At 72.0% G+C, this 16,378-nt stretch carries 7 protein-coding genes; 4 read left to right on the top strand and 3 right to left on the bottom strand.

Going from position 1 to position 16,378, the window contains the following annotated elements; all coding sequences use genetic code 11:
- The first annotated feature begins 176 nt into the window (after positions 1-176).
- The gene (locus ACN268_RS20885) at positions 177-998 is read left to right on the top strand and encodes an AfsR/SARP family transcriptional regulator (protein WP_421484648.1); all 822 of its coding nucleotides are present in this window, start codon (positions 177-179) and stop codon (positions 996-998) included.
- 49 nt (positions 999-1,047) lie between these two features.
- Here ACN268_RS20885 and ACN268_RS20880 read toward each other — a convergent pair whose 3' ends face one another.
- From ACN268_RS20880 to ACN268_RS20870, 3 genes are all read right to left on the bottom strand, one after another.
- Positions 1,048-2,391, bottom strand: a complete 1,344-nt coding sequence (locus ACN268_RS20880) for an NAD(P)/FAD-dependent oxidoreductase (protein ID WP_421484647.1) — start codon at positions 2,389-2,391, stop codon at positions 1,048-1,050.
- A gap of 29 nt (positions 2,392-2,420) precedes the next feature.
- Positions 2,421-2,693: an acyl carrier protein gene (locus tag ACN268_RS20875; RefSeq protein WP_421484646.1), complete on the bottom strand. Its 273-nt coding sequence runs from the start codon at positions 2,691-2,693 to the stop codon at positions 2,421-2,423.
- Between the two features lie 78 nt (positions 2,694-2,771).
- The gene (locus ACN268_RS20870; protein ID WP_421484645.1) at positions 2,772-3,518 is read right to left on the bottom strand and encodes a thioesterase II family protein; all 747 of its coding nucleotides are present in this window, start codon (positions 3,516-3,518) and stop codon (positions 2,772-2,774) included.
- 138 nt (positions 3,519-3,656) lie between these two features.
- Here ACN268_RS20870 and ACN268_RS20865 point away from each other — a divergent pair, with 138 nt between their 5' ends.
- The 3 genes from ACN268_RS20865 (at position 3,657) to ACN268_RS20855 (ending at position 16,345) form a co-directional block, all read left to right on the top strand.
- Positions 3,657-9,377, top strand: a complete 5,721-nt coding sequence (locus tag ACN268_RS20865) for a beta-ketoacyl synthase N-terminal-like domain-containing protein (RefSeq protein ID WP_421484644.1) — start codon at positions 3,657-3,659, stop codon at positions 9,375-9,377.
- 88 nt (positions 9,378-9,465) lie between these two features.
- Complete coding sequence (locus tag ACN268_RS20860) at positions 9,466-14,670, top strand: beta-ketoacyl synthase N-terminal-like domain-containing protein (protein WP_421484643.1); 5,205 nt, start codon at positions 9,466-9,468, stop codon at positions 14,668-14,670.
- Positions 14,671-14,728: 58 nt separating this feature from the next.
- Complete coding sequence (locus ACN268_RS20855) at positions 14,729-16,345, top strand: NAD(P)/FAD-dependent oxidoreductase (protein WP_421484642.1); 1,617 nt, start codon at positions 14,729-14,731, stop codon at positions 16,343-16,345.
- The last annotated feature ends 33 nt before the right edge of the window (positions 16,346-16,378 follow it).

Genomic DNA, 16,378 nt, shown 5'->3' with positions numbered 1-16,378 from the left:
AATGTCACGACCTCCATGTGTCCCCTTTCCCCCCGCTCCCGTGAGTATGGCACTGGCGCACGATTTGCATCGATGGAAACATTGCCGGTGCAGCCAATCACGAATCGGCGATCGCCGATTGTTTGATTGGTGTGCCCGCGATAGGTCCCGAGCGTCGGTCGAAGGGGGAGTATGAGGTGGAAGCGAAGCTACTCGGGCCATTTGTGGCACGCCGGAACGGCACGTCGATCCTGCCGAACGCGGACAAGCCGCGTCAGGTGCTCGCCGTACTCGCCCTTAATGCCAACACCGTGGTGCCGGTCCAGCTTCTGATCGAGGAATTGTGGGGAGAGCGACCACCGCGCAGCACCGCGACGACCCTGCAGACGTACGTCATGCAGTTGCGCAGGAGGATCGGGCTCACGGCGAACCAGGAGGGGTCACCCGCGCCCAAGGACGTCCTGGTCACCCGACATGGCGGCTACCTGTTGGCCGTGCCACCGGACCAGGTGGACGTGGCGTTGTTCGAGCGGTTGGTCAGCTCCGCCCGGGCCGCCGCCGCGAGCGCGGACGCCGGCACCGCCTCCCGGCGGTACGCCGAGGCGCTCGCGCTGTGGCGGGGGAACGCCCTGGTCGACGTCTCCGTGGGGCGGGTGCTCGCGCCCGACGTCGTCCGCCTCAACGAGGCGCGGATCGGCGCCATCGAGGGAAAGGTGTCCGCCGACCTACGGCTGGGACGGCACACGGAACTGTTGAGCGATCTCGCCGAACTGACCGCGCGGCACCCGATGCACGAGAACCTCAACGCCCAGTTCATGATCGCGCTGCACCGTTCCGGGCGTACCTACGACGCGTTGCGCACCTACCAGCGCCTGCGCGAGACGATGGTGGAGGAGCTGGGGCTCGAACCGTCCAGCCGGATGCGGTGCCTGCACCAGGCGGTGTTGTCGGCCGCACCGGAGCTGGAGCTGTCCGGCGGGGCCGCCGGGCTGGACTTCGAGTACGCGAACCAACGATGACCGCCGTCGGCCGGCTGCGACCGGAACCCGGTCGCAGCCGGCCGGCCGATCAGAAGGCGGGCATCGCCGAGGGCGCCCGGAGGCTACCCAGAAAGGGATACCAGAGATGGGTGGGGTCGTTCTCCACCGCGTGCAGGATCTCCCGCATGGCGCTGAGCGCCTTCGGCTCCTCGTCGTCGTAGACGTCGCCCTGCAACATCTTCAGTACGTCCAGGCGGTACCTGTCGTCCTGCACGAACGCGGTGAAGAGAATGTTGAGCCGGTAGTACATCGAGATGAACTCGTACCAGTTGCGTACGCCCCGCCGGAGCTTCCGCTCGTAGGACGCGAAGCGTGCCCGCCTGAAGTCCCCGGCCCCCGCCGCCGCGATGATGTCCTGACAGGCGATGCGCGCACTGTTGAGGGCCACGCTGACACCGCTGGAGAAGATGGGGTCCACGAACCGGGCCGCGTCACCCACCATGACGTAGTTGTCGCCGGCGATCTGCTTCATCGCGTAGCTGTAGTCGCCCTCCGTCTTCAGCGGGCGCACCTGGTCGGCCCGCTTCAGCACGTCGAACAGATCCGGACGGCTGGCCAACGTCTCCCAGAAGAACCGTTCCCGGTCACCGTCGAACTCCCGGAACCGACGCTTCTGCGACACCACACCCACCGAGGTGACCGTGGCGGTGATGGGAATCTGCCACACCCAGGTGTCGACGACCGGCAGGAAGTGGATGTAGATGTAGTCGAGGCGGTCGGGCGCGGCGGCGAACGCCGCCCGGTCGAAGTGCTCGAACCAGCCGTGCACCGCGTACTGGTTGAACACCGGGTCCGGCTGCTTGACGCCCAACTGCGTCCCGAGCTGGGTACGCCGGCCGCTGGCGTCGACCACCATCCGAACCGGTACCCCCACCTGCCGGCCACCCACCCTGACCGTGAGGGTGGGCGACGCGCCGGAGAAGTCGACCTCGCCGACCCCCACTCCCTGGAAGACCCGGGCCCCGGCGGCCTCGGCGTTCTTGAGCAGGATCTGGTCGAAGAGCCCCCGGTCGACGTGGAACGTGTACGGGCGGTCGACGCCCGGCTGGTCGCGCTCGTCGAACCTGATCTCGGCGGACCGGAATCCGTTGTTCAGGTTGCGGAAGCCCAGGGTGTTGATGTCCCGGTCCTCGGCCGACGTCCACGCCGCGCCGTACTTGCGGGGGAAGCCCGCCGCCTCGATCTGGTCCATACAGCCGATCTCCCGCAGGACCGGCGTGGTCGCCGGGACCAGGGACTCGCCGACGTGCTCCCGGGGAAAGTTCTCCCGCTCGAAGAGGCCGACGGACAGCCCCGCCTTCGCCAGGTAGGCCGCCGCCGCGGAACCCGCGGGACCACCACCGATGATGCCGACGTCGAACTCTGCGTCCACTGCGTCTCACTCCCTTCGTGGTGCAATGCTCAGGCCGGTTGCAGGGACAGGTCGTAGACCAGGTCGGCAATGGCGCGCAGATTGCGGAAGTGCTGACCGGTGATGAGTGCCGGCGGAACTGCCACACCGAAACCGTCCCGGATGTACGCCAGCAGGCGTACCAGGTTGAGACTGTTCAGCACACCCCATTCCAGCAACGGCGTGTCCGACGACAACTGCGATTCTCTGGCGTCCCCGAGAAGGTTCTCGGTGATGTACTGATGGAGGTCCTGCTCCAACCGCACACGATCGATCGAGCCCACTGACTCTCTCCTGTCTTTCGGGTCACGTCCGTTTCACCGCACGGTACGAACCCGTGGTGGAGCTTGACTCAGACCCGGCTATGGCCTCGCCGACGTCATCAGTCGCTCCAGCCTCGTGCGCAGCACCCCGGCGAATGCGTCGGTGCGGACGAAGAAGTGGTCCCCGGCCAGCATCGTCAGCTCGAACGACGAGGTGGTCTCCCGCTCCCACCCGGCCAGCCCGGCCCGGTGGGTGAGGGTGTCCTCGCTACCCCCGAACACCAGCAGCGGCACGGCCAACGGCGGTGCGTCGCCCCGGCGGTACCCGTCGGCCATGCGCAGGTCCGCCCGCAGCGCCGGCAGGTACGCCCGAAGCAGGGCCGGCTGATCCCGCAACTGGTCCGGGATTCCGCCGAGCCGCTGGACCGCCGCCAGGAACGCCTCGTCGGGCAGGTGGTGCGGCACCACCACCGGGGACGGCGTCGTCGGTGCGTTGCGCCCGCAGAGCAGCAGCGCCTCGGGTGGGGCACCCAGGGCGGCGAGTCGCCGCGCGGTCTCGAACGCCAGCAGGGCGCCGAAGCTGTGCCCGAGCAACGCCACCCCGCGACGGTCGTCGGCGCGTATCCGCGTGAGCAGTTGGTCGACCAGGGGGCCCATCTGGTCGACGGGCCGCTCGACGAGGCGGCTGCCGTGTCCCGGCAACTCCATCGGGACGACCTCGACGCCCGCCGGCACCGAGCGACGCCAGCGTACGTACCCGGCCGCCCCGCCACCGGCGTGCGGCAGGCAGTACAACGTCAGCCACGGGGGCTGTTCGTTTCCGGTCATCTGCGTGCGTGAATGCATGTCGAATCCTTCCGACATCCCAGGACGGTCAGTCCTTGAGCGATTTCCGAGCCGTCCGGGGGACGGTCGGTTCATCCGTATCGCACGCCCGTGCACATGCTACGCGGCATTCAGCTCACGGTCCCCGAAGGAGTTCTGATGCAGGATTCGGTGAGCGGACCCCTCCGGGCTCTGCGCGTTTACCGTCCCGACGACATCGCCGTCGTGGGCGTGGGATGCCGGTTCCCCGGTGGGATACGCAGTGCCGATGGCCTCTGGCAGGCGTTGACCGACGGCGCGGACGTGATCCGGGAAGTGCCGCCCGACCGTTGGGACGACTCGTTCCACGCCGACGACCCGACGGATCCGGGCACGATCTACACCAGATTCGGCGGCTTCCTGGAGGACATCGACCGCTTCGACGCCGACTTCTTCCACGTCTCGCCCCGGGAGGCGGCCGAGATCGACCCGCAGCAGCGCATCCTGCTGGAGGTCGCCTTCGAGGCGATGCAGGACGCCGGCCGGCCGCTGCCCGCGTGGGCGGGAACCCGCACCGGCGTCTTCGTCGGCATGCTGGGCGGCGACTACCTGCTCCTGCACACCAAGACCGCCGGGCACCGGGCCATCAACCCCTACTTCGCCAGTGGCAAGGAGTTCAGCTTCGCCGCCGGGCGGATCGCCTACACCTTCGGGCTCCAGGGCGCGTGCATGACCGTCAACACGGCCTGCTCGTCCTCCCTGGCCGCCGTGCACCTCGCCTGCCAGAGCCTGCGGGACGGATCGATCGACACCGCCCTCGCCGGTGGGGTGAACACCCTCCTCACCCCCGAACTGTCGATCTTCATGAGCCGGGTGCAGGCGATGTCCGCCTCCGGCCGCTGCCGGCCGTTCGACGCGGCGGCGGACGGCATCGTCCGGGGGGAGGGCTGCGCGGTCGTCGTGCTCAAACGGTACGCCGACGCGCTCCGCGACCGGGACCAGATCTACGGGATCCTGCTCGGCAGCGCCCTCAACCACAACGGCCACAGCGCCGGGCTGACCGTACCCAGCGTGCCCGCGCAACAGGAACTCCTGCGGCAGGCACTGACCGCTGCCGGTGTCGACGGCACCCGGGCCGCGTACGTGGAGGCCCACGGCACCGGTACGCCCCTGGGCGACCCACTGGAGGTGTCGGCGCTCGCGGAGGTCATGGGCCGGGGCCGCCCCGACGACCGGCCGCTGGTCATCGGCTCGCTGAAGGCGAACTTCGGTCACATGGACGCCACCGCCGGGGTGGCGGGCCTACTCAAGACCCTGCTGGTGCTGCGGCACGGCGTCGTCCCCCGGCAACTGCACTACCGCACGCCCTCGCCGCACATCGACTGGGAGCACTCCGGCATCACCGTCGCCGCCGAGAACCTGCCCGTCACTGCCGACGGGCAACCGTTGATCGGCGGGACCAGCGCCTTCGGGCTGTCGGGGACCAACGTCCACGTCGTCGTGGGCGCGGCACCACCGGCACCGGCCCTGCCCGACGCCACGTCCGCCCCGTACACCCTGCTGCTCTCCGCCACGACCCGGCGGGGGCTGCGGGAGACCGCCGACGACTTCGCGGACCTCCTCACCGACCGCCCGGTCGAGCCGGTCGTGGCGACCGCCGCCGTCCGGCGCACCCATCACCGGCACCGCCTGGCGGTGGTCGGCACCACCGGCGAAGGACTGGTCGCCGGCCTCAGGGCGGCGGCCCGTCGCCAACGACACCCCGCGGTACGCCTCGGCGACCCCGTCGCCGACGCACCGCCGGTCGTGTTCGCCTACTCCGGACACGGGGCGCAGTGGCCCGGTATGGGAATGGACCTCTACGAGACGGAGCCGGTCTTCCGCACCGCGTTCGACGAGTGCGACACCGCCCTGTCCGGCCATGCGCGTTGGTCGGTCCGGGACGCGGTCCGCGACCCGGACCCGGCCATCCTGCGCTCCACGGAGATCGGGCAACCCGCCCTCTTCGCCTTGCAGGTGTCGCTGAGCCGCCTCTGGATGTCGTGGGGGGTCAGGCCGGACGCGGTCGTCGGTCACAGCATGGGCGAGATCGCCGCGGCCCACGTCGCCGGGGCGCTCACGCTGCCCGACGCGGCGCGTCTCGTCATCGTCCGGAGCCGGACCCTCCAGGAGGCGAGTGGCTCGGGACGGATGGCGTCGGTCGACCTGCCCGCCGACGAACTGCGTCCGCTGCTCGCGGAGCGCTACCCCGACCTGGTGGTCGCCGCAGTCAACGGCCCCGACGCCGTCGTGGTCAGCGGACCGGCGGAACCGCTGCGCGCCATGGTCGCCGAACTCGTCGAGCGGGACGTCTCGGCGGTGGAACTGTCGGTGGAGTACCCGTCGCACGGACCGCTGATGCAGCCCTACAGCGAACGGCTGCGCGCCCTCCTGGACGACCTGACGGTGACCACACCGGCCGTACCTCTGCTGTCCAGCACCGATGCCGAGGACACCGGCGGCCGGCCGGACGCCGACTACTGGGCGCGCAACCTGCGGCAGCCCGTCCTGTTCTGGCCCGCCGTCGACCGGCTCCTCAAGGAGCGGGAACCCGCCTTCGTGGAGATCGGCGCGCACCCCGTGCTCGGTCGTGCGGTGCGGTCGGCGCTGGCCCACCGCGACCGGGTCGGACCGGTCGTACCGTCCCTCGTACGGGGTGAGGACGCCGCCACCGTCCTGGCGACGTCCCGGGCCGAACTGCACGTCGCCGGAGTCCCGGTCGACTGGGCGGCGCGGTGGCCGGCGCCGGTCGCCGCAGTGGCGCTGCCCCCCGAGCGGTGGGCCGGCTCGACCTACTGGTTGCCGGGCGTGGCCCGGGGCGAACAGGGTGCCCGTACCGCCGAACCGACCGTCGCCGCGGCCCCGGTGCCGCCCGCAGGCCCACCGTCGTCCGTCCGGGTCGGCACCACCGGTCGACCGGAGCTGGTGGCTACCCTCCAGGCGGCGCTCGCCGAGATCCTCGGGCACCCGGCCGGCACCTCCGTCGGCATCCACCGGGGATTCTTCGAACTCGGCCTCGACTCCGTCTCCGCCCTGGAGTTCGCCAACCGGGTGCAGAGCGCCGTCGGTGCCGTCGTGGACGGTGCCGACGTGCTCCGGTGCGGCACCATCGACGAACTGGCCGGGCACCTGCTGTCGTCGCCGGTACCGGTCACCCCGGTCACTCCGGCACCCCCGTCGACCGTCGTGGACCCGCAGCGGGGCACCGAGCCGATCGCGATCATCGGCCTCGCCTGCCGGGTGCCCGGAGGAGCCGACGCGGACGGCTTCTGGGCGCTTCTCGACCAGCACCTGGACCCCAGCGGCGAGGTCCCCGCCGACCGGTGGGACGCCGGCCGGCTGCTCGCCGACGGTACGACGACGACCGCACGGGGGTCGTTCCTCCCCGCCGTGGACGGGTTCGACCACCGGTTCTTCCGCGTCTCTGCCCGTGAGGCGCGCAGCATGGACCCCCAACAACGACTCTTCCTCGAAGTGGCCTGGGAAGCGCTGGAGGACGCCGGGCTGCCCGCCGACGACCTGCGCGACAGCGCGACCGGGGTCTTCGTCGGGCTCAACACCACCGACTACCAGCAACTCGTGCTCGGCGCGGACACCGAACTCGACCTCTACTACGGCACCGGCACATGCTTCTCCGGTGCGGCGGGCCGGCTGTCGTACCTGCTGGGGCTGCGTGGACCGAGCATCGCCGTGGACACCGCCTGCTCGTCGTCGCTGACGGCCGTACACCTGGCCTGCCAGTCGCTGCGCACCGGGGAGTGCCGGGTCGCCGTCGCCGGCGGCGCGAACGTGATGGCGACGTCCACCGTGTTCCGGGCGATGTCCGCGGCCGGTGCCCTGTCCCGGGACGGGCGGTGCAAGTCGTTCGCCGAGGCCGCCGACGGTTACGGCCGTGGGGAGGGTGCGGGCGCCGTGATCCTCAAGCCCCTGTCGCTGGCGTTGGCGGACGGTGACCGGGTGCACGCCGTCATCCGCGCGAGCGCGGTCAACCAGGACGGGGCCAGCGGCGGGCTGACCGTGCCCAGCGGTGTGGCCCAGCAGGCGGTCATCACCGACGCCCTGCGCCGGGCCGACCTCGGAGCCGCCCAACTGTCCTACCTGGAGGCACACGGCACGGGAACCCCGCTGGGCGACGCCGTGGAGCTGCGCGCGATCGCCGACGTGCGACGGGCCGGCGGCGCGACCGACCAGCCGCTGCTGGTGGGCTCGGTGAAGAGCAACATCGGTCACCTGGAGGCGGCGGCCGGCGTGGTCGGCCTGATCAAGGTCGTGTTGTCGCTGCGGCACCAACGTATCCCGGCGCAGCTGCACCTGGACGAGCTCACCAGGGAGATCGACTGGGACGCCTCCGGTCTGGCCCCCGTCCGCCGTACGACGGCGTGGCGACGCGGCAACCGGCCGAGGATCGCCGGGGTGAGCGCCTTCGGGTTCACCGGCACCAACGCCCACCTGATCGTGCAGGAGGCACCGGAGCGCGCGTCGGCGACGGCGGCGACCTCCGGCCCGTACCTGCTGGCGGTCTCGGCGGCCAGCGCGGCGGCGCTCGACGACGCCAGGGCCCGCCACGCGGAGCACCTCGCCGACAGCGAGGAGATGGACACGGCCGACCTCGCGTGGACGTCACTGGCCCGGCGTAGCCACCACGAACACCGGGTCGCGGTGGTGGCCGGATCGGTGCGGGAGCTGGCCCGGGCGCTACGGTCACCACGGCACGCCGGGATCGTCCCCGCGGGCGGGTCCCGTCGGGTGCTCTTCGCCTTCGGTGACGACGCGCCGCCGTGGTCGGAGCTGCTGGACGCGGCGGCGCGGCTGCCCGGGTGGGGAGACCGGCAGATCGCCGCGCTACGGGCGCAGGTCACCGACCTCCGTACGGCGATCCGGCCGGTGGCGTCGCCCGGGGGAGCGGTCGACGGCGAACCGGCGGCCGCCGTCGCCGCGTTCGTCGACCAGCTCTCGGCGGCGCTGGTCTGGCAGTCGGTGGGGCTCGTGCCCCAGGCGGTGGCCGGCACCGGTGCCGGCGCGTACGTCGCCGCGTGTGTGGCCGGTGAGCTGTCACCGGAGGAGGCCCTGCACCGCCTCACCACCGACCGCGCACCGGCCGACGCGGCGCAACCGGGACAGCTGCGCCGACTGGCGGCACCGGCGGATGCGGACGACGACGACCTCGTCCTGGACCTCGGGGCCCGGACGCCCCGGGTCCGGCTCGCCGGCACGGTGGTCCATCGTCCACCGACCGACGCCGTCACCGTCGAGTCCCTGCTAGGTGTCGTCGCCGCCCTGCACGTGCAGGGGGCCCCGATCCGCTGGGACCGGCTGCTACCCGGCGGCGGACGGGTGACGTCGCTGCCCGCCTACCCGTGGCAGCGCACCCGGCACTGGGTGCACGGCGTCACGGACGGCAGCGCCCCGGCCGGACGGTCCGGGCCGGCTCACGTGGACGCCCCGACCGACGGGCCGTCGACCGCGATGTCCACCGTCGGTGCGTTGCCCGCGTCGGAGCGGGAGCCCTGGCTGGTCGACCTGCTGCTACCGGTGGTGGCGGAGGTGCTCGGCGAGACCGACGACATCGATCCCGACCGGGGCTTCTTCGACCTGGGATTCGACTCCGTCCTGTCGATGAAACTCAAGCGTCGGGCCGAGGTGGTGCTCGGTGTCGAGCTACCCCACACCGTTCTCTTCGAATGCCCCAACACGCGGGCGCTGGCCCGGTTCGTGGTCCGGGAGGTCATACCCGGTGAGCCTGCGGAACCGGACGACGGTGACCCGCTCGCCGAACTCAGCGACGAGGCGCTCGCCGCGCGGCTCGCGGCGGCGGTCTCGGCCTCAGCGGTCGTCGGCGGCGACCAGGGTCCCGCCCGGTGAGCCGGGGCGACCTTGAGCCGCCTACGAGCGGTGGTAAAGGGCCGGGCGCTGCACTGAGGTCACCGGGGCCGCAGCGGATGGAGATGAGATGACCCAGAGCGAGCTTCGTGCGCAGCTTATCGACGCGTTGCGACTGATCGAACGGCTACAGGACGAGTCGGCGCGACCGCGTACGGAGGACGGACCCGTCGCCGTGGTGGGCGTGGGCTGCCGGCTCCCGGGCGGCGTGCGGGGGCCGGACGACTACTGGCGGCTGCTCACCGGAGGTGTCGACGCCGTCGGTCCGTTCCCCGCCGAACGTGCTGACATCACCCCCTGGTACGACCCCGACCCGGACGTCCCCGGCCGGACCTACGTCGACCGGGGAGCGTTCCTCGACGACGTCACCCGCTTCGACGCGGGGGTCTTCGGCATCTCACCGCGCGAGGCGGTGGGCATGGACCCGCAGCAGCGCATGGTGATGGAGGTGGCCTGGGAGGCGATCGAGCACGCCGGGTACGCCCCCGACTCGCTGGAGGGCTCGGCGACCGGCGTGTACCTCGGCGTGAGCACCACGGACTACGTCCGGCTGCGACAGCAGTCGGGGGACACCGCCGAGGTCGACGCCTACCAGCTGATGGGCGAGCCCAGCTTCACCGCGGGGCGGTTGTCGTTCGCGCTCGGGCTGACGGGGCCCAGCCAGGTCGTCGACACCGCGTGCTCGTCCTCCCTCGTCGCGGTGCACGACGCCTGCCGGGCCCTGCGGCTGGGCGAGTGCGACACGGCACTGGCCGGTGGCGTCAACGCCATGCTCAGCCCCTACTCGTTCGTCCTGCTGAGCAAGTTCCGGGCGCTGGCACCGGACGGTCGGTGCAAGACCTTCGACGCGTCCGCCGACGGCTACGGGCGGGGCGAGGGCGTCGGCATCGTGGTGCTGAAGCGGCTGGCCGACGCGCACCGCGACGGGGACACCGTGCTGGCGGTGATCCGGGGTTCGGCGGTGAAGCACGACGGTCGCAGCAGCGGGTTGACCGTGCCCAACCCCGCCTCGCAACAGGCGACGATCCGGGACGCGCTCGGGATGGCCGGGCTGGCCCCCGCAGAGATCGACTACGTCGAGGCGCACGGGACCGGGACGGCCCTGGGCGATCCCATCGAGCTGCGCGCCCTCGACGCCGTGCTGGGCGGTGCCCACCGGCCCGGACCGCCGCTGCTGGTGGGGTCGGTGAAGACCAACATCGGCCATCTGGAGGCTGCCGCCGGCATCGCGGGCCTACTGAAGCTCGTCCTGTCGGTGCACCACCGCACGATCCCGCCGCAGTTGCACTTCCACGAGCCCAATCCGTACCTGGACTGGACGCGCCTGAGGGTCCGGGTGGTCGACGAGACGCAACCCTGGCCGCGTCGCGGCGAGGTGCGTGCGGGTGGGGTCAGCAGCTTCGGCGCGAGCGGGACGAACGCCCACGTCGTCGTCGCGGAGGCCCCGGCCGCACCCGCCGCCGATCCGCCGACCCGGCGACGCCACACCGACGTGCTCACCATCTCCGCCCGCAGCCAGACCGCGCTGCGTCGGCTCGCCACGGCCTACCGGGACCACCTTCGCACACAGGCGGGCACGCCCGTCCGTGACCTCTGCGCCACCAGCCGGGTCGGGCGCACCCGGATGACCCACGGCCTGGCCGTCGTGGGGGGATCGACCGACGCGCTCGCCGACGCGCTCGACAACCACCTGGCGGGCAGGCGCACCGACGTGGTCACGCCGGTCGCCCTGGCGGGGCACCGGAACCGCCGGGTCGCCTGGCTGTTCACCGGGCAGGGTGCCCAGTACGGCGGGATGGGGCAGGACCTGCGCGGTGAGCCGGCCTACCGGAAGGCGCTGGACGACGTCGCCGCGTTGATGGACCCGCTGCTCGACCGGCCGCTCGGTGAACTGCTGGACCTCGCGGACGCGCCCGACTCCCCGATCGACCAGACCGGCTACACGCAGCCGTGCCTGTTCGCCGTCGAGTACGCGCTGGCCCAGCTTTGGTTGTCATGGGGGCTGCGACCGGTGGCCGTGCTGGGGCACAGCGTCGGCGAGATCACCGCCGCCTGCGTCGCGGGTGTGCTGTCCCTGCCGGACGCGGTGCGTCTGGTCACCGCACGGGGCCGGCTCATGCAGTCGCTGCCGCCCGGTGGGGTCATGGCGACGCTGGTCTGCGACGGGGAACGGGCCCGCCGCGCGATCGCCGGCCACGAGGCGACCGTCGCCGTCGCCGCGCTGAACGGACCCACCGACACCGTGATCGCCGGACCGGCCGTCGCGGTGGAGAAGATCACCTCCGCCCTGCTGGCCGACGGCGTCAAGTCGCGGCTGCTGCGGGTGTCCCACGCCTTCCACTCCCCGCTGATGGCGCCGATCCTGAGCCGGTTGCGGGCGGTGACCGAGGAGTTGGAACACCACGAGCCCCGGTTCCGGATGATCTCCAATGTCAGTGGTCGCGACTGGGCGGGGCAGGGCCCCGAGTACTGGGTGCGACACGCCGAGGCACCGGTCCGCTTCGCCGACGGCATCCGCACGCTGCACGACAGCGGCGTCACCACGTACCTGGAACTGGGTCCGGCCCCCGTCCTGCTCGGCCTGGCGGCCCGCAACATCGACGATCCGGGCAGCGCCTGGATCCCCTCGCTACGCCGGGGCCGGGACGACGTCGCCCAGATGGCGAGTGCGGCGGGCACCCTGCACCTGCGCGGGCTGGACCTGGACTGGGGCGCGTTCGACGGTGGGCACCGGCACCGGCGCGTACCCCTGCCGACCTATGCCTGGGAGGGCGACTCGTACTGGTTCCGTGCGGTCGGGCCGGAGCAGGCCGGCACCCCCGCCGGGCGGGACCGGGCCGCCCCCGGTGCCGTCGAGCGGGTACCCGGCCCGATCCCCACGTACCGGCTGCCGGACGACACCGACCTGGCCGGCACGGTGGCAGCGGCGCTCCTGGCCGCCGAGGACGCGTGGGGTGGCGTCTGGTCGACGGTAGGGTCCGCCGAGACGGTCGCTGCCGTCCCCGACGGGGAAACGCGCACCTGGTACCTGACGCTCGAACCCGCCGGGACGGACGGGGCGGCCTTCACCTGCCACGGCCGTAGCGCCGGGGAGGAAGCCGCCGAGGCACCCTGGCAGGTGTACGCCCGGGGCACCCTGCACCGCCGGTGCCGGCCCGCGCCGGTGCCACCGGCCGACGGGTCGACGATCGCCACGCCGACGGGTGACGCCACCTCGCTGTCGCAGTTGATCAGGCACGCCGCCGCCCTGGGGGCGCCGCCGCAGCAGACCCTCTGCGGCCTCGACGGGCTGACCTGGCAGGCCGGCCAGCCCGTCTCCTCGGTCGTCCGCACCCCGGGCACCGGGCAGGTGATCTTCCGGGCCGGGGACGGGTCGATCGTCGGCGGGATCGATCGTCTCCACTATCGGGAGCCGTCGATCGATGTCGACGAAGCGCCCTGGCGCGATCCCGACGAGCTCCTGTTCGACCTGCAATGGCACCCGGTGCGGCTGCCGGACGACCCGCCGGAACCCGACGACCGGTGCTGGCTGCTGCTGCCCGACCGCGCCGGGATCGCGGCGCGGTTGGCCGGTGAACTGCGCGGGCGAGGGGCGCGGTGCGTCGTCCTGGACACCCCGGCCGACGGGACGACGACGGCCGGTGCGGTGGCGGACGCCCTCGACCGTGACCCGGGCATCGGACACGTGGTGGCACTCACCGGAGTGGACGCCCCGGACGTCGACACCGCCGATCCGGTGGACCTGCTGGCGTTCCGGGACCGCGGGGAACTCGACGTGGTCCGTGTCGTGCAGGCGGCCCACCGGCGCGGCGGTGACCGACCGGTCACGGTGCACGTGGTCACCCGTGGTGCGGTGGCCACCGGCCCGGCACAGCGCACCCATGCGCCTGCCGCGACCCCGCTGTGGGGTCTGGGGCGGGTCGTGGCGCTCGAACACCCGGAGCTGTGGGGCGGTGCGGTCGATCTCGACCCCGACGACCCGGCCCCGCCCGCCGACGTCGCCGAACGGCTGGCCGTCGCGCTCCTGGCCGGCACGGTCGAGGACCAGCTCGCGCTGCGCCGCGAGGACGTGCTCGCGGCCCGGCTGGTGCGCCGTCCGCTCGCCTACCGCGCGGACCCGCCCCGGGTGCCGGTGCGCGCCGACGGCTCATACCTGATCACCGGCGGCTTCGGCGGCATCGGCACGGCCGTGGCGGACTGGCTGGCGGAGCAGGGGGCGGGCGCGCTGGTCCTGGCCGGTCGTAGCCCGCTGCCCGACCCCGCGTCGTGGGACGATCCGCACCTGGACGCCGCGGACAGGGCCCGGATCGACACCGTGCGCCGGCTGAGGTCACGCGGGGTGGCGGTCGAGACCGTCACGGTGGACGTCGCCGACACCGGCGACGTCGCCCGCCTGGTCGACCGGCTCGCCACCGGTTCGCCGCCGCTGCGTGGTGTGGTGCACGCCGCCGGGGTGTCCGGGCCGCAGGTGCTACGGGACGTCGACGTGGACCACTACGACCGGGTGTGGCGACCGAAGGTGCTCGGTGGTCTCGCCCTGCACCGGGCGACCGTCGATCGGCCACTCGACTTCCTGCTCGGGTTCTCGTCGATCGCGGCCACCTGGGGATCGCAGTTCCTGGCCAGCTACTCCGCGGCGAACGCGTTCCTCGACGGCCTCGCCCAGCACCGCCGTAGCCGTGGACTGGCGGCGCTGAGCGTCAGCTGGGGGCAGTGGGCCCTGCGGTCGAAGCTGTTCGGCGACGACGTGCGCGACTTCCTCTCGGCGACCGGGCTGCGCCCGCTGGCCGCCCCGCAGTGCCTGCGTCTGCTCGGTGCGCTGCTGGCCGGCGACGACGTCCACCGGGTCGTCTGTGCGGCGGACTGGGCGAGGTACAAGCCCGTGCTGGAGGCGCGTGCGGTGCGGCCGATGCTCGCGCTGATCGACGCCCCGCCGCCACGGGCCGCCGTCGACGGTGACGCCCCCCTGCTGCGACGGGTGCGGTCCACCGATCCGGCACAGCGACGCGAGGTGGTGGCCGCCTACCTCCGCGACGAACTCGCGCAGATCATGCAGCTCGACCGGCAGGTGCTGGACGGTCAGCTCCAGCTCCTGGAACTGGGCATCGACTCGTTGATGGTCATGGAACTGATCACCCGGATCCGGCAGGACTCGGGAGTCGAGATCACCAGCCGCGACTTCTTCGCCACGGACGCGGGCCGCTGGGACGAGTTCGTCCTGCGCGCCGTCACCGATCAGCACGAGCTGGACGCCGCGACCACCGGCACCGGTTGACCCGGACCACCGACCCGGTCCCCATCCCCCATCCGACGGAGGTAAGACCTTGCATGACGTGGCGATTCTCGGCAGCGGCATGGCCGGCTCCCTGCTGGCGGCGGTGCTCGCCCGCAACGGGGTGAAGGTGGTGCTGCTGGATGCCGGCACCCACCCGCGCTTCGCGGTGGGTGAATCCACCATCCCGTACACCTCGGCGATGACCAGGGTCATCGCCGACCGGTACGACGTACCGGAGATCAAACCACTGGCGAGCTTCCGGGGTATCCAGCGGGCGATCTCGCACAACTCCGGCAAGAAGCAGAACTTCGGATTCGTGTACCACCGTGAAGGGCAGCTCCAGAACCCGGAGGAGATCAACCAGTTGGTCGTCCCGACGGCGCTGCGGACGGAGTCGCACCTGTTCCGCCAGGACGTCGACGCCTACCTCTACGCGGTCGCGGTCCGGCACGGTGCCCGTCCCCTGTCGGGCACGCGGGTGGCGGAGATCGACATCGACCCCGACCGGGGCGTGCTGCTGCGTACCCACGACGGTGACCGGATCCGCGCCAGCTACGTCGTCGACGCCAGCGGACACCGGTCGCCGTTGGTCGAGCAGTTCGGACTGCGTGAGGAGCCGACGCGGGCCCGGCACCACTCCCGCAGCCTGTTCACCCACATGCTCGGTGTCCGGCCGTTCGACCGGTCCCCGACGGCGACGCTGCACCGGCAGCCGAGCCCCTGGCACGAGGGGACGCTGCACCACGTCTTCGACGGTGGCTGGCTGTGGGTCATCCCGTTCGACAACCACCGGGAGTCCACGAATCCGCTGTGCAGCGTCGGGCTGACCCTCGACCCCCGGCGTTTCCCCGCCGACGACCGGTCGCCACAGCAGGAGTTCGACGACTTCCTGCACCGCTTCCCCGAGATCGCCTGGCAGTTCACCGACGCGGTGGCCGTGCGCCCGTGGGTCTCGACGGGCCGGCTCCAGTACTCCACCAAACAGGTGGTCGGCGAGCGGTTCTGCCTGACCTCCCACGCGGCGGGTTTCATCGACGCGCTCTACTCCCGGGGCCTCACCAACACCCTCGACGTCGTCAACGCGCTGGCCTGGCGGCTGATCCAGTCGTCACGGGACGGGATCTGGTCGACCGAGCGGTTCGATTACGTCGAGTCGCTCCAGCAGGGCCTGTTCGACGTCCACGACGACCTGGTCTACAGCTCGTTCGTCGCCTTCCGCGACTACCACCTGTGGAACGCGATGTACCGCACCTGGCTGATCGGCACGGTGCTGGGCACCATGGTGCTCGAGGACGCGTACTTCTCGTTCCTGCGTACCCGCGACGACGGCCGGCTCCGGGCCCTGGAACAGACCGACCACCCGGGTTCGCCGTTCCCGGTCAGCGAACAGTTCAACCAGCTCGGCCCCTTCACCCGCGATCTCTGCGTGGCCGTCGAGGACGGCACCCTGGCGGCGGAGACGGCGAGTTCCCGCCTGTTCGACAGGATCAGGGACGCGGACTTCATCCCGCCGTCGTTCGGTCTGGCGAACCCGTCGAACCACTGGTTCCACGCCACCCCGCCCAAGATGCTGCAGGCCGTGTGGTGGAGCCGGACCCAGGCGCCCCCGCACATCGGCCGGCCGATCCGGGGTGCCATCGGTGGCTTCGCCCGCTCCCGCGTCCGGCCGCACTGACCGGCCGCCACCAGTCACCCACGACCACTCAGC

It is taken from the genome of Micromonospora sp. WMMD735, assembly GCF_049178995.1.
In the GTDB taxonomy this organism is placed as follows: Bacteria; Actinomycetota; Actinomycetes; order Mycobacteriales; family Micromonosporaceae; genus Micromonospora; species Micromonospora wenchangensis.
Note: the sequence above shows the minus strand (reverse complement) of the source record. Positions and strands in the feature narration are given on the sequence as shown.